This window comes from Planktotalea sp., from assembly GCF_018607995.1.
In the GTDB taxonomy this organism is placed as follows: Bacteria; Pseudomonadota; Alphaproteobacteria; order Rhodobacterales; family Rhodobacteraceae; genus Planktotalea.
In genome coordinates this window covers 21,779-44,165 of sequence record NZ_JABBAL010000002.1, presented here as the reverse complement: position 1 = coordinate 44,165, position 22,387 = coordinate 21,779, and the positions used below count along the sequence as shown (strand labels likewise).

The window sequence follows — 22,387 nt, the reverse complement described above, 5'->3', positions numbered from 1 at the left end:
AAAATACCGCAGCGATAACGCGTCAAAAGACGCAAAATGCACGAAGGCGTCCCCCAGCCAATAGCTGTATCGAAACAGAGTTTAAGAAAATTGCAAGCGCCTTGCGGGACTGCTTTCGTCTTGCTTAAAAATTTTTGGTTCCTGTCTTGCGGTGGGGCACCGTGAAGCGTCTAAGCTGTTTGACATCGCGCGCGATGTGCCTCTAGCGTGTTGAAAGGCACGCCGGATGTTGCCGGCTGGGGGACTTCATATGCTCGACCAACCGATTGCACAGATTGAAAATCTAAGGGTTGAATTTCAAACTAAAGACGGACCCGTGGTCGGTGTCGAAGACGTATCTTTCTCGATTAACTCCGGCGAAACGGTCTGTGTGGTTGGCGAATCTGGGTCTGGAAAATCCGTGTCTTCGCTATCGCTTATACGTCTTGTGGAATACGGCGGTGGTGAAATAGCAGGCGGGCGCCTAATTTTTGATCGAAAAGATGAAGGCGAAATGGATCTGCGCGCGGCGGACCCTAATTTGATGCGCACGATCCGTGGCAATGAAATCGGGATGATCTTCCAAGAACCTATGACGGCGCTAAATCCCGTGTTCACCGTAGGTCGCCAGTTGACTGAAGGCCTGCGCGTGCATCGCGGCATGTCCAAGAAACAAGCGGAAGAGCGCGCGTTAGAGCTGATGCGCCAAGTGCGAATTCCAGAACCTGAGAAGCGTCTTGATCAATATCCGCATGAATTGTCCGGCGGTATGCGCCAGCGTGTAGTGATTGCGATTGCACTGGCGTGCGAGCCGCGTTTGCTGATCGCGGACGAGCCAACGACGGCTTTGGATGTTACCATTCAAGCTGAAATATTGGCGCTGATGGATCGGCTCAAGCGCGAGACGGGCACGGCCGTAATGTTCATCACCCATGATATGGCCGTCGTTGCGCAGATGGCGGATCGTGTTGTGGTGATGTTCCGCGGCACTAAGGTCGAAGAGGGCACCGTCGAAGAAATTTTCGAGAACCCGCAGCATCCCTATACCAAAGCGCTCTTGGCTGCTGTTCCGAAACTCGGCGAAATGCGTGGCAAAGCAGCGCCGGAACCGATGAAACTACTTGGCAGCGATCAGGGCGAGATCAAGCCGATCCTTGGCACGGATGAGCCGCTTTTGACCGTAAAAGGCCTCACAACGCGGTTCCCTGTGACGGGCGGTTTGCTGCGGCGTATCGTCGCGAATGTGCATGCCTCGGAGGATATCTCCTTCACAATTAACAAAGGCCAAACACTGTCTTTGGTGGGCGAGTCTGGCTGTGGTAAATCTACTGTCGGGAGATCACTGCTTCGTCTAGTTGAGCCTTTGAGCGGGCAGATCACGCTCGAGGGCAAAGAGATTATGGAGATGAACCAATCCGAGCTACGCGAAAGCCGTTTGGATATGCAGATGATTTTTCAGGATCCCTTCGCATCGCTAAACCCCCAGATGCAATTGATTGATCAAGTCGCCGAACCTATGCGCAACTATGGAACCGAAACGGGCCAAGCGCTGACGGATCGTGTTGAAATGCTGTTTGATCGTGTGGAACTGCCGCGCTCTTTCTTGCGCCGCTTCCCGCATGAGCTATCGGGCGGTCAACGCCAGCGTGTCGCGATTGCGCGCGCGCTTGCGCTGAATCCCAAGTTGATTGTCGCGGATGAAGCGGTCTCTGCATTGGACGTGTCCGTGCAGGCGCAGGTTGTCAATTTGATGATGGAGCTTCAGGCAGAAATGGGTCTGAGCTATCTGTTTATTAGTCACGATATGGCTGTGGTGGAACGTGTAAGCCATTATGTAGGCGTGATGTATTTGGGCCGAATCGTTGAAATGGGTCCGCGCGCGGCGGTGTTTGAAGACCCGCGCCACGCTTATACGCAAGCTTTGATGAAAGCGGTGCCGATTGCCGATCCGCGTAAACGCAAGGATGAGAAAGACTTGAATTTCAAACCGATCCCGTCGCCGATGCACCCAGTTGGCTACGCACCTGAGCCTTCGATGTATCAAGAGGTGTCGCCAGAGCACTTCGTGTTGTTGACTGATAGCGGGTATTGAAATGGTTGAAACGTTTACGCCTTTAGAGCTGATGACTAAGCTCATCAGCTTTCCGACTGTCTCGTGCGATAGCAATCTGCCATTGATTGATTGGGTGGAGGAATATCTCATGTCGCACGGCATCACTTGCCACCGTTACTACGATGACGATGAGAACCGCACCGTTGAAAAGGCCGCGTTGTTTGCCCATGTGGGACCGGATCAAGAGGGCGCTATCGTACTGTCGGGTCACACCGACGTGGTGCCGATTGATGGCCAACCTTGGGACACGGATCCTTGGTCCGTCACCGAAAAAGAAGGCAAATACTACGGGCGTGGCACCTGCGACATGAAGGGTTTTGACGCCCTCGCGATCTGGGCCTTGGTTGAGGCGCACAAGCGCGCTGTGAAACGGCCTTTGCAGATTGCGCTTAGCTTTGACGAGGAAATCGGCTGCACAGGTGCGCCACCTATGATCAATCGCATGCTTGACGTTTTGCCCAAGGCGAGCGCGGTGATCGTGGGTGAACCCAGCATGATGCAAGCGGTCACGGGTCACAAAGGCGGGCGCGGGTACATGACCCATGTGAAGGGTTTCGAGGTGCACTCATCCTTGCTGCACACAGGCGTCAACGCGATCATGTATGGATCGAAACTGATTGACTGGGCCAATGATGTGAACGCTGCGAATATGGCACAAGAGCCAACAGAGGTCGCCGCACAATTTGATCCGCCTTTCACCAGTGCGCATGTAGGCGTTATCGAGGGTGGCACAGCACATAATATTACCGCCAAGGACTGCCACTTCGGCCTGGATTTTCGCGTTGTCCCCGGCGAAGATCCCCTTGATTGGCGCGACCGCTATTTCGCGAAAGTCCGCGAGGTGGAAGCGATGATGCAAGCTGTGGTGCCCGAGACGTCGATTGAGCTGACTGAGCGGTTTAACGTGCCCCCTTTGGTGCCCGAAGAAAACGGCGAAGCAGAAACTCTGGTGCGCCAGATTACGGGCGACAATGCGAGTCACAAGGTGAGTTACGGCACCGAAGCAGGCCAGTTCCAAGAGCACGGCTATTCCGCTGTGATCTGTGGTCCGGGTGATATCGCACAAGCGCATCAACCGAATGAGTTTTGTACCGTTGCGCAGTTCAACGCAGGACACGCCTTTATGGAGAAGCTGCTTGAGCGCTTGATGTAATGGCGTTGCCGATCACTGATCAAAGCCCGATCGAGCATGACGCGCCACTGCCAAATGACGCGGATGCTGTGGTGATTGGTGGCGGGATTATTGGGGTCATGACCGCTTGGGAGTTGGCTAAAGTGGGTCTGAAACCTGTGCTTTTGGAGAAGGGGCGCATCGCGGGAGAGCAATCTTCGCGCAATTGGGGCTGGATCCGTGCACAAGGGCGCGACCTTGCAGAAATCCCCATCATGCTTGAGGCGCAATCGATATGGCGCGACTTGGATGCGCGTGTTGGTGGGTTAGGCTTGGCACAGACGGGCACACTTTTCATGGCCCCCAAGGACGGCGATATGGCGGGCTTTCAGGAGTGGCTGGAGCTCGCCGTCCCGTATCAGCTCAACTCGAGACTACTCAATGCACGTGAACTTGCAGATCATATTCCGCATGCAAACGCGCGCTGGGCGGGGGCGCTTTACACGCCGAACGATCTGCGAGCGGAACCTTGGGTGGCTGTGCCAGCATTAGCGCGTGCGGCGGTCGAGGATGGCGTCACAATCATCGAGAATTGCGCGGTGCGGATGCTTGACATCGAAGGAGGCGCAGTCACAGGAGTGATCACCGAAAAGGGCCGTATTAAGTCGGAGCGCGTGGCGCTGGCGGGCGGGTCGTGGTCCTCACTTTTGCTTCGACGCCATGGCGTGTCGATCCCGCAATTGTCCGTGCGCGCTACTGTGGCAGCGACCGATGCTTTGCCCGAGGTGGTCAGCGATAGTGGCGTGGATGATCGCCTTGCGTGGCGGCGGCGCGCGGATGGGGGCTATTCACTGGCACCCTCAGGATTTCACGAATTGTTTGTTGGCCCTGATGCGTTTCGTGCGGCGATGGGATTTTTGCCGCAACTAATCAAAGATCCGCTTGGCACGCGCTATTTGCTTGCTGCACCTAAGGGGTTTCCTGATGCCTGGGGGACAAATCGACGGTGGAGTGCGGATAAGCAAAGCCCGTTCGAGAAGATGCGCATCCTCAACCCCAAGCCCAATGCGCGAAAGGTTGAAAAACTCGCACGCGAGTTTGCGGGTACTTTCCCCAGCCTTGGTGCGGTGACGATCAAAGACGCATGGGCCGGCATGATCGACGTAATGCCTGATGTTGTGCCTGTTGTGGATGCCTGTGCGGCCCTACCCAACCTTACGATTTGCACAGGGATGTGCGGACACGGCTTTGGGATTGGGCCTGCGTTTGGGCGGATCACTGCTAAGCTGATGCAGGGCAAAGAGCCTGGGCATGACTTGAACCGATTCCGCCTCAGCCGGTTTTTTGATGGCAGCACGTTGGAATTGGGTCCGAACCTATAGCGCTTGCCCAATGCGGCGAGATAGGACAGGCTGCCGCCAAACAGGGGGAGAGCGGATATGCCAATTCACAATCGTTTCGCGGATTTACATGCTGAAATCACCAAGTGGCGCAAACATCTGCATACGATCCCTGAGTTGAATTTCGACCTGCCTAAAACTGCCGCTTACGTCGAAGAACGCCTGCGCGAGATTGGTGTTGATAGACTTGAGACGGGTGTCGCACAGACCGGTATGGTCGCGGTGATCAAAGGCAAGACCGACACCTGCGGCCGCGTCATTGGGTTGCGTGCGGATATGGATGCGCTGCCGATCCATGAAACGGCCGATGTTAATTATAAATCCACGCACGACGGAAAAATGCACGCTTGTGGTCATGATGGTCACACGGCGATGCTACTCGGGGCCGCTAAATATCTAGTGGAGACGCGTAATTTCGATGGCACTGCAGTGCTGTTGTTCCAACCCGCAGAAGAGGGCGGTGGCGGTGGCAAAGTCATGGTCGATGAAGGTGTGATGGATACATACGGCGTGCAAGAGGTCTATGGCCTGCACAATATGCCCGGCGGTGCCGTGGGTGAATTTGCGATTCGAGCGGGCGGATTGCTCGCGGCAACGGATGAGTTTGCGATCACCATCACCGGAAAAGGCGGGCACGGCGCTGCTCCGCACGAAGCGATTGATCCGAATGTCGCCTCTGCGCATATCATTTTGGCGTTGCAAAGCATAGCAAGTCGCAATGTTGATCCTTTGGGCAATGTTGTAGTCTCGGTCTGCACGATGAGCAACGACAGTGCTGCGTTTAATGTGATTCCGCAGATGGTAAAACTTGGCGGCACTGTGCGCACGCTTGATCCTAAAGTGCGCGATCTTGTAGAGGGGCGCTTCCAAAAGATTGTCACCGCGACAGCGGAGGCGTATGATTGCGTCGTCGAGATTAACTATGACCGCGGCTATCCTGTTACCGTGAACACGGAAGAAAACACCGTTTTCGCCGCCGAAGTTGCGCGCGCGGTTGCAGGCAGCAGTACCGTGGATGATGACACGCCGCCGATCATGGCGGGCGAAGATTTTTCCTACATGTTAGAAGCGCGCCCCGGAGCCTATATTTTCCTTGGAAACGGGGAAGAGGGTGTGAATGTGCATCACCCCGACTATGTCTTTAACGATGATGCGATCCCTGCGGGCTGTTCCTGGCTTGCTGGCATGATCGAAACCCGCATGCCTGCTGCTTAAGGAGCTACTGAAATGCCTATCAAAAATCGCCTTGCCGAAATGCTGCCCGAGATCACCGAATGGCGCCGTGATCTGCATGAGCATCCTGAAATCCTGTTTGAAACCCATCGCACTTCAGCGATTGTTGAAGAAAAGCTAAAAGCGTTCGGTTGCGATGAGGTTGTGGGCAAGATTGGCCGCACGGGTGTTGTAGGTGTGATTAAGGGTAAGCAAAACGGCTCTGGCAAAGTGATTGGCCTGCGCGCGGATATGGATGCCTTGCCGATCCATGAGGAAACGGGTCTGGACTATGCCTCCAAGACGCCCGAAGCGATGCATGCATGTGGTCATGATGGGCACACGGCAATGCTTTTGGGTGCCGCGAAGTATCTGAGCGAGACACGCAATTTCGACGGCACAGTCGTGGTGATTTTCCAACCTGCGGAAGAAGGCGGCGGTGGCGGTCGCGAGATGTGTGAAGATGGCATGATGGAGAAGTTTGGCATCCAAGAAGTCTATGGCATGCACAATTGGCCGGGCCTGCCTGTTGGGGAATTCGCAATCCGTTCTGGTCCTTTCTTTGCGGCGGCGGATCTTTTCGAGATAGAGCTGGAGGGCAGGGGCGGTCACGCGGCGAAACCGCATGACACCGTGGATACGACTGTCATGGCGAGCCAATTGGTGCTGTCTTTACAAACGATTGCGTCGCGTAATGTGGACCCGGTAGAGCAGCTTGTTGTGTCTGTGACGTCGTTTGAAACATCCTCCAAGGCACACAATGTGATCCCCCAAAAGGTTAACATTAAAGGCACTGTGCGCACCCTAAGTAACGCCACGCGCGATTTGGCTGAAACGCGGATGGGCGAAATTTGTGCAGGTGTCGCTGCGACCTATGGCGGGCGGATTGATCTGGATTACACGCGCAACTATCCGGTGATGGTGAATTCCGAGGAACAGACTGAGTTCGCAGCAAAAGTGGCTGAAAGCGTGTCGGGCAAGCCAACAGAAGAAGCGCCGCTTGTCATGGGTGGCGAGGACTTCGCGTTCATGTTGGAAGAGCGTCCAGGTGCTTATATCGTTGTCGGCAATGGCGACACGGCGATGGTGCATCACCCTGAATACAACTTCAACGATGAGACTTCTCCGTCAGGTGCTAGCTGGTGGGCCGAAATTGTCGAGCAACGCATGCCTGCGGCCTAAGCGCCAATTGCCTTACGTGCTGAGCACGTAAGGCAACCTTTGTCTTGCCCCACACAGATGTCCCGCGTAGACCGCGTTCATGAACACACCAGCTACAATCGTCTGCATCAAATGGGGCAAGCTTTTTGGCCCTGAATACGTGAACCGCCTCTATTCCGGCGTGCGCCGTAACATGTCCCGCCCCATCCGGTTCATCTGCATGACAGAAGATACACGTGGCTTTCATCCTGACATCGAAACGCTCGACCTGCCTGAGGAACCGTTCCTAGGTCCGATGAATGACGCGTTGGCTGTGGCAAATCGCCAAGGCGCAATGCGCAAAGTGTCCCTATTCAAACCGGGCCTGATCCCCAATCTTGAAGGCCCTGTCTTGGGCTTTGATCTGGATGTGGTGATCACCGGCCCATTGGATGACATCTACGATATGACCACGGGTAAAATTGCGATGCGTCACGATTGGACCGAAAAACGCAAAGGCCGCCCGACGGGACATGGATCGGTCTTTCGATATGACCCTGAGGCGCATACATTTCTCTACAATGACCTTGCCGCAAATCCCTATGCGGAGGTTGAAAAAGCACGTGGATCTGAGCAGCGTTACACTTCGCACAAAGCCATGGACAACGACTGCTTCGCGTACATCCCACCTGAATGGGTCGTATCCTTCAAATATGACACCAACCCATTCCCAATGAACTACTTGCGCCCCTCAACACTCCCCCAAGACGCGCGCGTGGTTTGCTTTCATGGCCGCCCGAAGATGTCTGACGCACTCACCGGCTATACAGGCCAAATCATCCGCTACGCCAAACCCTGTGCGTGGTTGCAAGATCACTGGATCGACCGCGCCAAAGCAGACCTTGGACCAGATTACGCATAACCCGCGGCCTTCTATCTCTGTTAGCATCCCCACCGGAGGCTCCGCCATCCGCCAAAATGGGCTGCGCTACTCATTTGCGCGCCCTGCTTGACGGAATCGCATGTCTGAGCCATTATCTGAACAAGTGTTCAATAAATTCGGGAGCCAACGCCATGTTCACCCATTCAATGAGTTTCGATCTGGGCGAAGACATCAACGCGCTGCGTGATATGGTGCATCGGTGGGCGCAAGAGCGCGTGAAGCCGATGGCGGGGCAGATCGATGCTGATAACACGTTTCCACCAGAGCTTTGGGCTGAAATGGGCGCGCTGGGCCTGCATGGCATTACTGTGGATGAAGAGTTCGACGGCTCCAATATGGGCTACCTCGCGCATGTGATCGCGGTTGAGGAAATCGCGCGGGCCTCGGCCTCCGTGTCGCTCAGTTATGGTGCGCATTCCAATCTTTGTGTGAACCAAATCAGCCTTAACGGTACACCAGAACAAAAGGCGCGATATCTACCAAAGCTCGTGTCTGGCGAGCATGTGGGCGCACTCGCGATGTCGGAGCCGAATGCGGGCAGTGACGTGGTTTCGATGAAGTTGCACGCGGAAAAGCGCAATGATCACTACCGTTTGAACGGCAATAAATACTGGATCACCAATGGCCCGGACGCGGACACCTTGGTGGTTTATGCCAAAACTGATCCCGATGCGGGCTCCAAAGGGATGACAGCGTTCCTTATCGAAAAATCAATGGTGGGCTTCTCCACCTCTAATCATTTCGACAAGCTTGGGATGCGCGGCTCCAACACGGCGGAGCTGATCTTTGAGGACGTTCAAGTTCCGTTCGAGAACGTGCTCGGTGAGGAGGGCAAGGGCGTACGCGTGCTCATGTCTGGTCTCGATTACGAACGCGTGGTGCTCTCCGGTATTGGCACAGGGATCATGGCCGCCTGTCTGGATGAAATCATGCCCTATATGGTCGAGCGTAAGCAATTTGGCCAAAGCATTGGTAATTTCCAACTGATGCAGGGCAAAATTGCCGATATGTACACTAAAATGAACACAGCGCGCGCTTACGTGTACGAGGTCGCAAAGGCCTGCGACCAAGGCCAAGTCACACGTCAAGACGCAGCCGCTTGCGTGCTCTATGCCTCGGAGGAGGCAATGGTTGTCGCGCATCAAGCGGTGCAAGCGATGGGCGGAGCGGGGTTCCTGAACGATAGCCCTGTTGCGCGGATTTTCCGCGATGCCAAATTGATGGAAATTGGTGCAGGCACGTCGGAAATCCGCCGCATGTTGATCGGACGCGAATTGATGGGAGCGATGGGCTGATGCCCCGCTGGCTACTTTGGATGCCGATAGCGGCGCTCACAGTGGCGACAGCTTTGTTTGGGTTGCGGGCTGGCTGGCATGTCTCCGATCTGAACGAAAGTGATGTGATCAGCCGTGCGGCTACCGACTATCTCCTAGGGGGGGACGGACGCCAAGCCACTGATTGTGCCGCAAAACCATCGGATCAACGTGGTGTTTGGCTGATTGTGACCTGCACTTCGCGAGATGGTGCTTCAGAAGTGTATGAAGCAAGCCGTTACGGTAAAGTTCAGCTCGGCGCTGTACCTTTGGACAAGCCTGAAACCTGATATGTTGAGCGCAACCAACAGTTATGAAGAGATGCGCGCGGCGTTCCAGTGGGACTTGCCAAAACAGCTGAACATGGCGCGCCAATGTTTATCACAGCCAAAAGAACAGGTCGCGATCATTGACTTGGAACATGGCGCGGTCACTTACGCGCAGCTTGAGTGGATGAGCGCAACGCTAGCCAATGCCTTGAAAGCGGGCGGGATAGAACGCGGTGATCGCGTGGGTGTGTTGCGTTCGCAAGACGCATGGACCGCCGCCGCTCATCTTGCGATTTGGTCCCTTGGGGCGATTTCGGTTCCGCTTTTTACTTTGTTTCAGGCGCAAGCACTGGATACGCGTACTTCGGATGCTGGCGTGTCTTTGATTATTACAGATGCCAAAAACGCGTTGCGCGCTATGACCGCACCAGCGTTGGTTCCTGAGGGTTTTGCCCAACTCACCAACCAAAACCTGAACATCGAAACGACAACACCCGACACACCCGCTTGCCTGATCTACACGTCTGGCACCACGGGCGCACCCAAAGGCGCGCTACACGGTCACTGCATGCTGACTGGCCACTTGCCGGGTGTCGAGATGAGCCATGATTTCCTTGGCCAAAAAGATGATTGCCTGTGGACCCCAGCGGATTGGGCATGGATCGGTGGCCTTTTCGATGTGTTGATGCCCGCGCTTGCACTTGGTGTACCTGTCGTTGCTGCGCGTTTGCCAAAGTTCACGCCTGAGGCGTGTTTGGACGTCATGTCACGTGCGCCAATCCGCAATGTGTTCTTCCCACCGACTGCGCTGCGGATGCTCAAAGCAGCTGACATTCGGATAGACGGCCTGCGCTCTGTCGCGTCAGGCGGGGAGCCTTTGGGGGCTGAAATGTTAGCCTGGGGCAAACGCGCATTCGGCCTCGATATTAACGAATTTTATGGCCAGACCGAATGCAATATGGTGGCAAGCTCTGCCGCATCCTTGTTTGCGCCGCGCCCCGGATGCATCGGAAAAGCCGCGCCTGGTTTTGAGATTGCAGTTCTGGACAGGTTTGGCCGCAAAACATTGGGCGAGGGCGACGTGGCGATCCGAAAGGGCACTGCCTCGATGATGCTTGAATACTGGAACAGGCCCGAAGAGAGTGCTGAGAAGTTCAAAGACGAATGGATGCTGACAGGGGATCGCGGGATTTGGGAGGTGGATTATCTGCGCTTCATTGCACGAGAAGACGATGTGATCACGTCATCTGGTTACCGCATTGGCCCTGCTGAAATTGAGGATTGTTTGCTCACCCATGACAGTGTGGCGACTGTCGCCGTGATCGGCAAACCCGATGCTTTGCGCACAGAGATAGTAAAGGCCTATGTTGTGCTAAAAGAGGGTGTCACAGCAAGCACCGCGTTAGCAAATAGACTTCAGGTTTTTGTTAAACAACGCCTCGCATCTTATTCATATCCAAGAGAAATAGAATTTCTTTCAGAATTACCAATAACCGTCACAGGCAAGGTGATCCGTAAAGAACTCAAAGCGCGTGCCTGCGCTGAACAGGAGGCTGCACAATGAAATTATCCAGCACAGCGTTGCCAAGCTCCGCCGAGTTTCAGGCCAATGTTGCGGCTCATGAAGCGGCTCTCGCGCAGATCGCAGAGGCTGCTGTCGAGGCGGCTTTGGGTGGGGGTGAAACATCGCGCGCGCGTCACATCAAGCGCGGTAAAATGCTTCCGCGCGACCGTGTTGCCAACCTTCTTGATGCGGGTTCGCCCTTTCTTGAAATAGGGGCAACTGCGGCGCACGGGCTGTATGATGGCGCGGCTCCAAGTGCAGGCGTGATCGCGGGGATTGGCACCGTAGAGGGCCAAGAGTGCATGATCGTGTGCAATGATGCGACCGTGAAGGGTGGCACCTATTTCCCGATGTCCGTCAAAAAGCACCTGCGCGCGCAGGAGATAGCGGAAGAGAATAACCTGCCTTGCATCTATCTTGTGGATAGCGGTGGCGCGAACCTGCCCAATCAGGATGAAGTCTTTCCTGACCGCGATCATTTTGGGCGCATTTTCTACAATCAAGCACGGATGAGCGCGAAGGGCATACCGCAAATCGCTGCCGTTATGGGCTCCTGCACGGCGGGTGGTGCCTATGTGCCTGCGATGAGCGATGTGACAATTATCGTACGTGAACAGGGAACAATATTCCTGGCAGGGCCACCCTTGGTGAAGGCCGCGACGGGGGAAATCGTGTCCTCAGAAGATCTTGGTGGCGGCGATGTGCACACGCGGCTGTCTGGCGTGGCGGATTATCTGGCGGAAGATGACGCGCATGCGCTTGCCCTTGTGCGCCGTGCTGTAAGTCACTTGAACCGCGCTAAACCGCAGACCGTTCAATGGCAAAGCTCAGAAGAGCCGGTCTATGATCCTAGCGAATTGTTTGGCGTTGTGCCCGCTGATTTGCGCACGCCTTACGACATCCGCGAGGTGATTGCGCGGGTTGTTGATGGTTCGCGATTTGACGAGTTTAAGCCACGCTATGGAGAGACTTTGGTGACAGGGTTTGCCCACCTCAAAGGCTGTCCTATCGGAATTATCGCCAACAATGGCGTGCTGTTTTCGGAAGCTGCACAGAAGGGCGCGCACTTCGTTGAACTGTGTTCGCAGCGTAAAATTCCGCTGGTGTTTTTGCAAAATATCACGGGCTTTATGGTTGGACGAAAGTACGAAAACGAGGGTATCGCACGTCACGGTGCGAAGTTGGTGACGGCAGTCGCAACCACCTCTGTGCCCAAAATTACCATGCTTGTTGGCGGCTCTTTCGGGGCTGGAAACTACGGTATGGCTGGGCGTGCCTATCAACCTCGTTTCCTGTGGACTTGGCCGAACAGTCGAATTTCTGTGATGGGCGGCCCGCAAGCGGCTGGCGTGCTTGCGACGGTGAAACGCGATGCGATTGAGCGTAAGGGTGGAACATGGTCCGCAGAGGAAGAGGCGCAATTCAAACAGCCGACAATTGATATGTTCGAAGAACAAAGCCACCCGCTTTATGCGTCAGCGCGGCTCTGGGATGACGGTATTATTGATCCGCGAAAGACCCGCGATGTACTGGCGCTCAGCTTGTCAGCTGCGTTGAACGCGCCGATTGAAGACACGCGCTTTGGCGTGTTTCGGATGTAAAGAGCTAATTAAAATTTTACTTTATAATGATAGCGCAAGTATCTGAATTAAAAGGATAGTAAAGATGTTTAAGGCAATCCTGATAGCCAATCGAGGCGAGATAGCTTGCCGCATTATGCAAACCGCGCAAGCAATGGGACTGCGCTGTATCGCGGTATATTCCGATGCTGACGCAACTGCGCGTCATGTCGAAATGGCGGATGATGCTGTCTATATCGGGGAATCATCGTCTGTTCACAGCTACTTACGTGGCGACGTTATTATAGAAGCAGCGCGTGCGACGGGTGCCGAAGCAATTCACCCTGGCTATGGCTTTCTGTCTGAGAACCCTGACTTCGTTGAGCAGGTCGAAGCGGCGGGATTAACCTTTATCGGACCAAGCAGCGATGCGATCCGCGCTATGGGATTAAAAGATGCTGCTAAGGTATTGATGGAAAAGGCGGGTGTTCCAGTTGTACCTGGCTATCATGGTGCTGATCAAAGCGATGATTTACTAGCGCGAGAAGCTGAAAAGATCGGCTACCCTGTCCTGATCAAAGCGGTTGCTGGCGGTGGTGGCAAAGGTATGCGCCTTGTCGAAACTCCGCAGGAATTCGTGGATGCACTGATTAGCGCACGATCAGAGGCGAAAGCAGCGTTTGGAAATTCAGACGTTCTCGTTGAGAAATTTGTAACCAAACCGCGTCATATAGAAGTTCAGGTGTTTGGTGATGGCGAAACTGCGGTGCATCTTTTTGAACGTGACTGCTCGCTGCAACGGCGTCATCAGAAGGTGATTGAAGAAGCGCCTGCGCCGGGCATGACCGATGTTGTGCGCCATGCGATGGGCGACGCGGCAGTGCGCGCGGCCGAGGCGATTTGCTATGCTGGGGCGGGCACGATTGAATTCATCGTCGACGGTTCGGACGGGCTGCGTGAGGACAGGTTCTGGTTCATGGAAATGAACACGCGCTTGCAGGTGGAACATCCCGTGACAGAGGCTGTGACAGGCGTTGATCTGGTCGAGTGGCAATTGCGCGTGGCTTCGGGAGAGGCCTTGCCGCTAAAACAGGAGGAGTTGAGCCTTACAGGCTATTCTTTCGAGGCGCGCATTTACGCTGAGGACGCTGAACAGGATTTTCTGCCTGCAACGGGGCGTTTGGCGCATCTAGAATTTGCGCAAAACGCGCGAGCGGACACAGGGGTGCGTAGCGGGGACGACATCAGCCCGTTTTACGATCCGATGATCGCAAAATTAACGGTGCACGGGTCAACTCGTTCGGTTGCGTTGGCCAAATTGCGCAAAGCCTTAGCGGAAACACAGGTCGCGGGCACTGTGACCAACCTTGGATTCCTCCACGCGCTTGCCAGCCATGAAGGGTTCGCAGCTGGGGATGTGGATACGGGCCTAATCGCACGGGACTATGAGGCGTTGATCGCAAAACCGCCGCTGAGGGCTGCGAACCTTGCGCAAGCCGCAGTGATGGTTGCCGGTGTGGATGATCTTCCTGCATCCGCTGGCTTTACCCTTTGGGCACCGCTCGCTCGCACGATTACTCTGCGACGCAACGATGAGGACTTTTTATGCGTCTTGCGCTTTTCCGGCGCGGATAATGTCGAGATTGAAACGCCTCTTGGAACCTGTGGTGCGAAACGACACAAGACAGGGTGGCAGATTGATAAAACTGACTTTAAACCCGCGAAACGCATCGAGAATACGGTCGTTATGTTCGGACCAAACAGCACCACTTTCGAGGTTGTTGATCCGCTTTATCGCAGCTCCGATCTTGTTGGTGACACGGACGTTGTGAACGCTCCTATGCCCGGGTTGGTCAAAGCAATGCTTGTGAAAAGCGGACAAAAATTACACGCTAGGGATCGAATATCGGTTCTAGAGGCTATGAAAATGGAACATTCTTTACTTGCGCCGCGCAATGGGGTCGTAGCTGAGGTGCTCGCGCAAGAAGGGGATCAAGTGGAGGCAGGTGCCGCGCTTGTGCGCTTGGTACCCGTCGAGAAAGCCGCATCATGAACCGCATTGTTTTGCACCACTGTCCTCAAACGCGGTCGATGCGATCACTTTGGTTGCTTTATGAATTGAATGTGCCGTTTGAGCTCGTCGAGCACGCGTTCGACAAAAGCCTGCGTGCACCTGCGTATCTAGTGGTGTCGCCCGCTGGCCGCGTCCCTGCACTAGAGATTGAGGGCGCGCGCATGTTCGAGACGGGAGCGATCACCGAATATCTTTGCGAGCGATTTCCAGACGCAGGACTTGGACGTGAAGCAGGCCATGCGGAACGCATGGAGTGGTTGGTTTGGGTGCATTTTGCCGAAACCATCAGTCAGCATGTCGCGGCATTGACCCAGCAACATATTGTGTTGCGCGATGATATCATGCGCTCGCCCGCGGTCATGAAGTTGGAAGCGGCGCGATTGTCTAAGTGTTATGATGCTATTGAAGCGCGCCTAAACGAACCGCGCGACACTCTGTTGGATGCTGGGTTTTCAGCAGCCGATATCAGTGTCGGTCAGGCGATGTATTTGGCGTTGAAATTCTGCACGCTTGAGCAACATCCAAAGACTGCCGCGTGGTTCAAACGCTTGCAGGCGCGCGATGCGTTTCAAAAGAGCCTGCCCGATGCAGATAGTCTGCTTTACACGCAGAACTTCTACGCGCCATGGAATATGCCAGAATGAGCGAGTGGGTTGAATTATTTGAGGTCGGTCCGCGCGATGGCTTGCAAAACGAAGCGTCGCTTATTTCGGCGCAAGATAAGATTGCGCTGGTGAATTTGCTTAGCACTGCAGGGTTTCGCAGGATCGAAGTGGCGAGCTTTGTTAGCCCCAAATGGGTGCCGCAAATGGCGACTAGCGCAGATGTCTTGGCAGGGATCACACGAAGTGAAGGTATTTCTTACGCAGCGTTGGCCCCGAATATGCGTGGGCTTGAAGGCGCGATTGCAGCACGCGCGGATGAGGTGGCGATCTTCGGTTCCGCGAGTGAAGAGTTTTCCAAGGCCAATATCAACGCCAGCATTGCTGAAAGTCTGGAGAGGTTTCGCCCCGTCGCCAAGACCGCGATCGAGCGGGGGGTTCCCGTGCGCGGCTACATTTCTTGTGTGATCAATTGCCCCTATAATGGGCCGACCGATCCAGTCGCAGTTGCCAACGTCGCATGGGAGTTACATCAGATGGGCTGCTATGAGCTTTCTGTGGGCGACACCACGGGTCATGCTTATCCTGAAGAAATTACCAAAATGCTGCGCGCCGTGAAGGACGTTGTGCCTGACGCTGTGCTTGCGGGGCATTATCATGACACCTCTGGTCGTGCGCTTGCAAACATCGAGGCATCTTTACACGAAGGTGTGCGGGTCTTCGATACGTCAATTGGTGGTTTGGGCGGCTGTCCGTATGCGCCGGGTGCTTTGGGCAATGTTGCCACTGAAACTGTGGCGGAGCGGATGTTGGAGCTCGGATATGAAACGGGATTGAACAGGGATGTTTTGGCGCAGGCCGCGCGTTTTGCAGCATCCTTGTAGGGAGAGGCGAAAGTATGACGTTTGAAACGATAAAGCTAAGCTGCGATGGACGCGGTGTGGCGACGCTGACACTTGCGCGCGCGGACAAGCATAATGCGATGTCGGAATTGATGCTTGACGAGCTAACCGCTGCAGCCAAACAGATCGCAGTGAACAAAGACATCCGCGTCGTTACTTTATCTGCCGAGGGTCAGAGTTTCTGCGCTGGTGGCGATCTCGCGTGGATGCGTGCGCAGATGGAAATGGATACAGAGATGCGCAGCCGGCAGGCGGGTAAGCTGGCTTATATGTTGCAAGCGCTTGATACGCTGCCGCAACCTTTGATTGGGCGCATTCAAGGCAATGCTTTTGGGGGTGGTGTCGGGTTGGCGAGTATCTGCGACGTTGCAATCGGCGTCGAAGGAGCGTTGATGGGCCTAACTGAAACGCGGCTTGGGCTGATCCCTGCAACGATTGGACCTTACGTAATTGCACGCATGGGGGCGGCGCATGCGCGGCGGGTCTTTATGTCCGCCCGTCGCTTTGGCACAGATGAAGCGCAAGAGCTTGGGCTGTTGGCGAAGGTAGTCAAGCCAGATGCGCTTGATGCGGCTGTTGAGGGGGAAGTGATCCCGTATTTGTCGTGCGCGCCCGGTGCTTTAGCGGATGCGAAGGCGCTGATCCGCGCGTTATCCGCGCCGATTGATGACAATGTGATTCAACATACCGTCGAAGCGCTGGCAAATCGTTGGGAAGATCCTGAATCTGGCGAAGGAATCGGAGCGTTTTTCGAAAAACGCACACCTGATTGGTCTAAGAAACAGAGCTAGCCGGCGTCTTAGCCTGTTCTCGATAGGAATCGCAGTTCTTTTTCGCTATCTTTTGCGCCATGTGATCACAAATTTCTAAGCAAGTTGTCGGATTGATCACTCGGATTTGACAGTTTTTTAAGACTTTGCCCGTTAAGCCCATAGTAATAAGGGGAATGGCGATACACAGCCTGTCTCAATTGTTGCACGCGCGGAGTTGACCCTCTATGCGGGGCTCGGTAAACCCCACAACAACGCCAAACTAGCCATTTGAGCGCGCAATCGACAAAAAAATGCGCGCGCAAAGCCGAAGGGACCCGGTCTTCGTGGAAGATATAGCAAGAGAATACCTCCCCATATTGATCTTTTTAGCCGTCGCTATTGGCCTTGGATTGGTTCTGATCCTTGCCGCCATCGTGATCGCGGTGCGCAATCCTGACCCTGAAAAAGTGTCTGCTTATGAATGCGGATTTAACGCCTTTGACGATGCGCGGATGAAGTTCGATGTGCGCTTCTATCTGGTATCGATCCTGTTCATCATCTTTGATCTTGAGATCGCATTTCTGTTTCCGTGGGCGGTCGCGTTTAAAGACATAAGCATGGTCGGCTTCTGGTCGATGATGATATTCCTCGCGGTCCTTACCGCTGGTTTCGCATATGAGTGGAAAAAAGGAGCGTTGGAATGGGAGTGATGGCAGGAACATCAACCGGGATCGCAACTGCTGGTGGGGATCGTGATCACGGCACAGCCGCGCTGAATGCCGAGCTTGCGGACAAGGGCTTTCTGCTCACGTCCACGGACGACATTATTAATTGGGCGCGCACAGGTTCGCTTCATTGGATGACTTTTGGTTTGGCCTGTTGTGCGGTTGAGATGATGCACACGTCTATGCCGCGATATGACCTGGAGCGTTTCGGTACAGCGCCGCGCGCTTCCCCACGTCAATCTGATTTGATGATCGTGGCTGGCACGCTGACCAACAAAATGGCGCCTGCTTTGCGCAAGGTCTATGACCAGATGCCAGAGCCACGCTATGTGATCTCCATGGGATCCTGCGCGAATGGTGGTGGCTATTATCACTATTCCTATTCAGTCGTGCGCGGCTGTGATCGCATCGTGCCTGTCGATATCTATGTCCCGGGTTGTCCCCCTACGGCGGAAGCTCTTCTATACGGTATCATGCAATTGCAGCGCAAAATGCGCCGCACCGGAACAATCGCGCGCTAAGGCGCGTATGGGGAGACGCAGATGAGCGCAGCATTGATAGAACTCGGCACTCACATCGAAGCCAAACGCCCTGACTGCGTGCTGGCTTGGGCGATAGAGCAGGGCGAGTTGAATGTGACCGTGGCCCCCTCGAATATCGTGGGGCTTGTCGATTTTCTGAAAACCGACCCGAATTGCAAGTTTTCGTCTTTGGTCGATATCACGGCGGTGGATTACCCCGAGCGCGGGAAGCGCTTCGATGTGGTGTATCATTTCCTCTCTATGTACATGAACCACCGCATTCGTTTGCGCCTGCAAGTGCGCGAAGATGATATGGTCCCCTCAATCGTGGAGGTGCATCCCAGCGCCAATTGGTTCGAGCGTGAGATCTATGACATGTTCGGCTTGCTGTTCTCGGGCCACCCTGATTTGCGCCGCATCCTGACGGACTACGGGTTTCGCGGGTATCCTTTGCGCAAAGATTTTCCCACGACGGGCTATACGGAAGTGCGCTACGACGAAATTGAAAAGCGCGTTGTCTATGAGCCCGTGAGTTTGGTGCAAGAATACCGCCAGTTTGATTTTATGTCCCCATGGGAAGGCGCGAAATATGTGCTTCCGGGTGATGAGAAACAGGAGGAGGCGAAATAATGGACGGCTCCAAATTCGACGACAACTCTCTTGATGCGCTTTCTGGCGAACAGAAAATCCGCAACTTTAACATCAATTTCGGCCCGCAGCACCCTGCGGCGCACGGGGTTCTGCGTCTTGTCTTAGAACTTGACGGCGAAATCGTAGAACGCTGCGATCCCCACATCGGCCTGCTGCACCGCGGCACTGAAAAGCTGATGGAAAGCCGCACATACCTGCAAAACCTGCCATACTTCGACCGTCTCGATTATGTGGCCCCGATGAATCAAGAACATGCTTGGTGCCTTGCGATTGAAAAGCTTTGCGGTGTTGAAGTGCCGCGCCGCGCCTCACTGATCCGCGTGCTTTATTCCGAGATTGGCCGCGTGTTGAACCACCTTTTGAATGTCACGACTCAAGCGCTCGACGTTGGAGCGCTCACCCCGCCGCTTTGGGGTTTTGAGCAACGTGAACAGTTAATGATTTTCTACGAGCGCGCCTGCGGTGCCCGCCTTCACGCGGCCTATTTCCGCCCTGGCGGTGTACATCAGGACCTACCCGATGCGCTGCTTGATGATATCGAAGCATGGTCGCATGAATTCCCAAAATTCATGGACGACATGCATGGCCTGCTGACTGAGAACCGCATCTTCAAACAGCGTAATGCTGATATTGGTGTGGTCACGGAAGAAGACATCTTAAACTACGGCTTCTCTGGCGTGATGGTGCGCGGCTCTGGCTTCGCGTGGGATTTGCGCCGCGCGCAGCCTTATGAGTGTTATGATGAATTCGAGTTCCAGATCCCAGTCGGCAAGAATGGCGATTGCTATGATCGCTACCTGTGCCGCATGGAAGAGATGACGCAATCCGTCTCCATCATTCAGCAAGCTATTGCCAAACTGCGCGAAGAGCCCGGTGACGTCATGTCACGCGGCAAACTCACGCCGCCCAAGCGGGGCGATATGAAAACTTCGATGGAAGCCTTAATCCACCACTTCAAACTCTACACAGAGGGCTTTCACGTGCCAGCGGGCGAAGTCTACTGCGCGGTCGAAGCCCCCAAAGGCGAGTTCGGCGTATACCTTGTCGCGGATGGCTCTAACAAACCCTATCGTTCCAAAATTCGCGCACCGGGTTTCTTGCACTTGCAGGCGATGGATCACATCACAGTGGGTCACCAGCTCGCCGATGTGGCCGCGATCATTGGTACCATGGACGTCGTCTTCGGCGAAATTGACAGGTAAACGATGATGCGCCTTGCCCTTCCTATCTTTAAAAATATCCCCGCCGGAGGCTTCTATACCTCAATCGCGCACAAAGGGTCGTTCTAATGCTCCGCCGCCTTCACAAAGACCAGCCCGACAGCTTTGCTTTCACCCCTGCGAACCAAGCATGGGCAGAAGCGCAGATTACGAAATACCCTGAGGGTCGCCAAGCATCTGCAATCATTCCGCTTCTGTGGCGTGCGCAGGAACAGGAAAGCTGGCTTACGCGTCCAGCGATTGAACATGTTTCTGACATGCTCGGCCTAGCTTATATTCGCGGTCTTGAGGTGGCGTCGTTCTATTTCATGTTCCAGCTGCAGCCGGTTGGTTCTGTCGCACACATCCAGATTTGCGGCACGCTGTCGTGCATGATTTGCGGTGCCGAGGATCTTGTCGAGATTTGCCGTGAAAAAATCGCTGACAAGCCGCATGTGATTAGCGCAGATGGCAAGTTTTCATGGGAAGAGGTGGAATGCCTTGGCGCATGTACGAACGCACCTATGGCGCAGATCGGCAAGGACTATTACGAGGATCTCACCACTGAGGGCCTGAGCAAACTGCTCGATGATATGGCTGCAGGCACCGTGCCAACACCTGGTCCGCAAAATGGCCGATATTCTTGTGAGCCGCTCTCGGGTTTGAGCAGCCTCAAAGACTACGATAGCGGTAAGACGCAGTATAATGCCTCCGCCCAATTAGCGAGCGACATTGGCGATACGATCAAGCGCATTGATGGCACCGAAGTGCCGTTGCTTGCCCCATGGCAGGGTAAAACCACGTCGAAGCCAAAAACCAAAGCAAAACTAGTTGCTGCGAAAAAAACGTCTGTGCCTAAAGCAGAAGCCGCGAACGAAAAGCCAGCGCCGACGTCCAAAGCAAAACCCAAATCCAAGCCTGCGACTACACCTGCGGAGGCTCCAAGCGCCAGCGCGGGCAAGAAACCTCGCACAATGAAAGCGCCGCGAAAAGCTGGCGCGGATGATTTCAGAATGATCAAAGGTGTCGGACCTAAAATGGAAAAATTACTGAACTCGCTTGGCTTCTACCATTTTGATCAAGTTGCAAAATGGACCGCTGACGAAGTGTCATGGGTTGATCAAAATCTCGAAGGATTCAAAGGCCGCGCCAGCCGTGACAATTGGGTGGAACAAGCCGGAGTGCTTGCAAGCGGGGGAGCCACTGAATTTGCATCCCGCGTTAAAAAAGGGGGCGTCAACTGATGCACCTTGTAAACCGGGAGAGTCATAATGAGTGACCTTAAGAAAAAGTCATCCTGCCAAATGGGTTGCTGGGCAATGGCTGCAGCTGCAGGTTTGCTGACGTTTATCATGCTATTAACAACTGCCGATTACAGCTTTTTTCCAGCAGCCTTTTTAGGAATTTTGGCTTTTGTTTTGTTGGGATTTTTGTTCAATTTGCTGTTCTGCGCACCGCTCTCGGCGACGCGTGAAAAAACTGATGTAAGTGCAGCATCTGCGAGTGCTGCTTCACCGAGCACAAGCGCAACCAGTGCTGCGACCGCAGGCACGGCAACAGTCGCTGCAGGTGCCCCAGCAGCAGTCGCAAGCACGGCCACAAGCAATAGCGCACCCGGCGACAAAGTAGCTGCAGACGGGAAAGCCCAGGCTGCCGCTAACAAAAAGGCCAAGGCGGCTGCTGACAAGAAAGCAAAAGCTGCGGCAGACAAGAAAGCCAAGGCCGCGAAGACGAAAGCTGAGAAAGCAGCAGCTGCAAAAGTGGAAGCTGATGCAAAAGCTGGCGAAGATTTCGACGGTGATGGCGTGCGCGAAGGGGCCGATCCAGGCACCAAGCCTGCAACGCTTGCGGCCGCACGCGAAGGTGGTGCGGATGATCTCAAGCGGATCAAAGGCATCGGACCAAAGCTCGAAAAGCTCTGCAACACGATGGGCTTCTTCCACTTTGATCAAATCGCAGCTTGGACGCCAGATGAAATGGCGTGGGTCAATGCGAACCTTGAAGGGTTCAAAGGCCGTGCGACACGTGACAAATGGATTGATCAGGCCAAATTTTTGGCTGCGGGCAAGGAGTCAGAATTCTCCAAGCGCGCAGACAAAGACTCGGTTTACTAAGGAAACACCCCAATGGGCCAAGACAAAACAGAGGACGTATTGGCGAAAAAAGGGCGCATAGTCGCTCTTGTTATCGCGGGATCAATGCTTCTTTGGATCTTGGCCCAAAGGATCGCACCAATGCTCGGAGTCCCGGGCAGGTTCGTATTTCTCTTCGACTTTGCCGTTCTCGCGGCGCTTATTTGGTCGATGGTTGTGACGTATCAAATCTGGCGCGCGCGTCAGGACACGAAAGGATGACCTT

At 54.6% G+C, this 22,387-nt stretch carries 21 protein-coding genes; all 21 read left to right on the top strand.

The features are described from left to right. Positions 1-250: 250 nt before the first annotated feature. Complete coding sequence (locus QZ280_RS00505; RefSeq protein ID WP_293440108.1) at positions 251-2,071, top strand: ABC transporter ATP-binding protein; 1,821 nt, start codon at positions 251-253, stop codon at positions 2,069-2,071. A gap of 1 nt (position 2,072) precedes the next feature. Beyond that, positions 2,073-3,245 (top strand): acetylornithine deacetylase, encoded by a 1,173-nt coding sequence (gene argE, locus QZ280_RS00500; protein WP_293440106.1) that lies wholly within the window; start codon positions 2,073-2,075, stop codon positions 3,243-3,245. After that, the gene (locus QZ280_RS00495; protein ID WP_293440104.1) at positions 3,245-4,585 is read left to right on the top strand and encodes an FAD-binding oxidoreductase; all 1,341 of its coding nucleotides are present in this window, start codon (positions 3,245-3,247) and stop codon (positions 4,583-4,585) included. The genes argE and QZ280_RS00495 overlap by 1 nt, the downstream gene beginning before the upstream one ends. Before the next feature lie 57 nt (positions 4,586-4,642). After that, positions 4,643-5,818 carry a M20 aminoacylase family protein gene (locus QZ280_RS00490; RefSeq protein ID WP_293440102.1) on the top strand — a complete coding sequence of 392 codons (1,176 nt, stop codon included), beginning with the start codon at positions 4,643-4,645 and terminating at the stop codon, positions 5,816-5,818. Positions 5,819-5,830: 12 nt separating this feature from the next. Next, entirely contained in the window at positions 5,831-6,997 is a 1,167-nt protein-coding gene (locus QZ280_RS00485; RefSeq protein ID WP_293440100.1) for a M20 aminoacylase family protein, read from the top strand. Positions 6,998-7,076: 79 nt separating this feature from the next. Next, positions 7,077-7,877, top strand: coding sequence for a glycosyl transferase (locus QZ280_RS00480; protein WP_293440098.1), 801 nt, complete (start codon positions 7,077-7,079; stop codon positions 7,875-7,877). A 152-nt stretch (positions 7,878-8,029) separates the two neighbouring features. Beyond that, positions 8,030-9,193, top strand: coding sequence for an isovaleryl-CoA dehydrogenase (locus QZ280_RS00475; RefSeq protein ID WP_293440096.1), 1,164 nt, complete (start codon positions 8,030-8,032; stop codon positions 9,191-9,193). Then, positions 9,193-9,501: a hypothetical protein gene (locus QZ280_RS00470; RefSeq protein WP_293440094.1), complete on the top strand. Its 309-nt coding sequence runs from the start codon at positions 9,193-9,195 to the stop codon at positions 9,499-9,501. Before QZ280_RS00475 ends, QZ280_RS00470 begins: the two co-directional genes overlap by 1 nt. A 1-nt stretch (position 9,502) precedes the next feature. Further along, on the top strand, positions 9,503-11,044 hold the full coding sequence (locus tag QZ280_RS00465; protein WP_293440092.1) for an AMP-binding protein: 1,542 nt from the start codon (positions 9,503-9,505) through the stop codon (positions 11,042-11,044). Next, complete coding sequence (locus tag QZ280_RS00460; RefSeq protein ID WP_293440090.1) at positions 11,041-12,645, top strand: carboxyl transferase domain-containing protein; 1,605 nt, start codon at positions 11,041-11,043, stop codon at positions 12,643-12,645. The genes QZ280_RS00465 and QZ280_RS00460 overlap by 4 nt, the downstream gene beginning before the upstream one ends. A gap of 64 nt (positions 12,646-12,709) precedes the next feature. Next, positions 12,710-14,656, top strand: a complete 1,947-nt coding sequence (locus QZ280_RS00455) for an acetyl/propionyl/methylcrotonyl-CoA carboxylase subunit alpha (RefSeq protein WP_293440088.1) — start codon at positions 12,710-12,712, stop codon at positions 14,654-14,656. Next, positions 14,653-15,321, top strand: coding sequence for a glutathione S-transferase family protein (locus QZ280_RS00450; RefSeq protein WP_293440087.1), 669 nt, complete (start codon positions 14,653-14,655; stop codon positions 15,319-15,321). Before QZ280_RS00455 ends, QZ280_RS00450 begins: the two co-directional genes overlap by 4 nt. After that, positions 15,318-16,163 (top strand): hydroxymethylglutaryl-CoA lyase, encoded by an 846-nt coding sequence (locus tag QZ280_RS00445; protein WP_293440085.1) that lies wholly within the window; start codon positions 15,318-15,320, stop codon positions 16,161-16,163. Before QZ280_RS00450 ends, QZ280_RS00445 begins: the two co-directional genes overlap by 4 nt. 14 nt (positions 16,164-16,177) lie before the next feature. Further along, positions 16,178-16,972 carry a crotonase/enoyl-CoA hydratase family protein gene (locus tag QZ280_RS00440; protein WP_293440083.1) on the top strand — a complete coding sequence of 265 codons (795 nt, stop codon included), beginning with the start codon at positions 16,178-16,180 and terminating at the stop codon, positions 16,970-16,972. A gap of 305 nt (positions 16,973-17,277) precedes the next feature. Beyond that, a complete protein-coding gene (locus QZ280_RS00435; RefSeq protein WP_040777564.1) occupies positions 17,278-17,643 on the top strand; it encodes an NADH-quinone oxidoreductase subunit A in 366 nt (121 codons plus the stop codon). Further along, complete coding sequence (locus tag QZ280_RS00430; protein WP_293440080.1) at positions 17,634-18,179, top strand: NADH-quinone oxidoreductase subunit B; 546 nt, start codon at positions 17,634-17,636, stop codon at positions 18,177-18,179. The genes QZ280_RS00435 and QZ280_RS00430 overlap by 10 nt, the downstream gene beginning before the upstream one ends. A gap of 21 nt (positions 18,180-18,200) precedes the next feature. Then, a complete protein-coding gene (locus QZ280_RS00425; RefSeq protein WP_293440078.1) occupies positions 18,201-18,809 on the top strand; it encodes an NADH-quinone oxidoreductase subunit C in 609 nt (202 codons plus the stop codon). Beyond that, a complete protein-coding gene (locus QZ280_RS00420) occupies positions 18,809-20,032 on the top strand; it encodes an NADH-quinone oxidoreductase subunit D (RefSeq protein WP_293440076.1) in 1,224 nt (407 codons plus the stop codon). The genes QZ280_RS00425 and QZ280_RS00420 overlap by 1 nt, the downstream gene beginning before the upstream one ends. An 86-nt stretch (positions 20,033-20,118) precedes the next feature. After that, a complete protein-coding gene (locus tag QZ280_RS00415) occupies positions 20,119-21,273 on the top strand; it encodes an NADH-quinone oxidoreductase subunit E (RefSeq protein WP_293440074.1) in 1,155 nt (384 codons plus the stop codon). 27 nt (positions 21,274-21,300) lie between these two features. Continuing rightward, positions 21,301-22,143 (top strand): endonuclease, encoded by an 843-nt coding sequence (locus QZ280_RS00410; protein WP_293440072.1) that lies wholly within the window; start codon positions 21,301-21,303, stop codon positions 22,141-22,143. Positions 22,144-22,155: 12 nt separating this feature from the next. Further along, positions 22,156-22,383, top strand: a complete 228-nt coding sequence (locus QZ280_RS00405; protein ID WP_293440070.1) for a DUF5337 domain-containing protein — start codon at positions 22,156-22,158, stop codon at positions 22,381-22,383. Positions 22,384-22,387 lie beyond the last annotated feature (4 nt).

Coding starts and splice junctions, on each gene's coding strand:
- QZ280_RS00505 (WP_293440108.1), top strand. CDS start 251: ATGCTCGACCAACCGATTGCACAGATTGAAAATCTAAGGGTTGAATTT.
- argE (WP_293440106.1), top strand. CDS start 2,073: ATGGTTGAAACGTTTACGCCTTTAGAGCTGATGACTAAGCTCATCAGC.
- QZ280_RS00495 (WP_293440104.1), top strand. CDS start 3,245: ATGGCGTTGCCGATCACTGATCAAAGCCCGATCGAGCATGACGCGCCA.
- QZ280_RS00490 (WP_293440102.1), top strand. CDS start 4,643: ATGCCAATTCACAATCGTTTCGCGGATTTACATGCTGAAATCACCAAG.
- QZ280_RS00485 (WP_293440100.1), top strand. CDS start 5,831: ATGCCTATCAAAAATCGCCTTGCCGAAATGCTGCCCGAGATCACCGAA.
- QZ280_RS00480 (WP_293440098.1), top strand. CDS start 7,077: ATGAACACACCAGCTACAATCGTCTGCATCAAATGGGGCAAGCTTTTT.
- QZ280_RS00475 (WP_293440096.1), top strand. CDS start 8,030: ATGTTCACCCATTCAATGAGTTTCGATCTGGGCGAAGACATCAACGCG.
- QZ280_RS00470 (WP_293440094.1), top strand. CDS start 9,193: ATGCCCCGCTGGCTACTTTGGATGCCGATAGCGGCGCTCACAGTGGCG.
- QZ280_RS00465 (WP_293440092.1), top strand. CDS start 9,503: ATGTTGAGCGCAACCAACAGTTATGAAGAGATGCGCGCGGCGTTCCAG.
- QZ280_RS00460 (WP_293440090.1), top strand. CDS start 11,041: ATGAAATTATCCAGCACAGCGTTGCCAAGCTCCGCCGAGTTTCAGGCC.
- QZ280_RS00455 (WP_293440088.1), top strand. CDS start 12,710: ATGTTTAAGGCAATCCTGATAGCCAATCGAGGCGAGATAGCTTGCCGC.
- QZ280_RS00450 (WP_293440087.1), top strand. CDS start 14,653: ATGAACCGCATTGTTTTGCACCACTGTCCTCAAACGCGGTCGATGCGA.
- QZ280_RS00445 (WP_293440085.1), top strand. CDS start 15,318: ATGAGCGAGTGGGTTGAATTATTTGAGGTCGGTCCGCGCGATGGCTTG.
- QZ280_RS00440 (WP_293440083.1), top strand. CDS start 16,178: ATGACGTTTGAAACGATAAAGCTAAGCTGCGATGGACGCGGTGTGGCG.
- QZ280_RS00430 (WP_293440080.1), top strand. CDS start 17,634: ATGGGAGTGATGGCAGGAACATCAACCGGGATCGCAACTGCTGGTGGG.
- QZ280_RS00425 (WP_293440078.1), top strand. CDS start 18,201: ATGAGCGCAGCATTGATAGAACTCGGCACTCACATCGAAGCCAAACGC.
- QZ280_RS00420 (WP_293440076.1), top strand. CDS start 18,809: ATGGACGGCTCCAAATTCGACGACAACTCTCTTGATGCGCTTTCTGGC.
- QZ280_RS00415 (WP_293440074.1), top strand. CDS start 20,119: ATGCTCCGCCGCCTTCACAAAGACCAGCCCGACAGCTTTGCTTTCACC.
- QZ280_RS00410 (WP_293440072.1), top strand. CDS start 21,301: ATGAGTGACCTTAAGAAAAAGTCATCCTGCCAAATGGGTTGCTGGGCA.
- QZ280_RS00405 (WP_293440070.1), top strand. CDS start 22,156: ATGGGCCAAGACAAAACAGAGGACGTATTGGCGAAAAAAGGGCGCATA.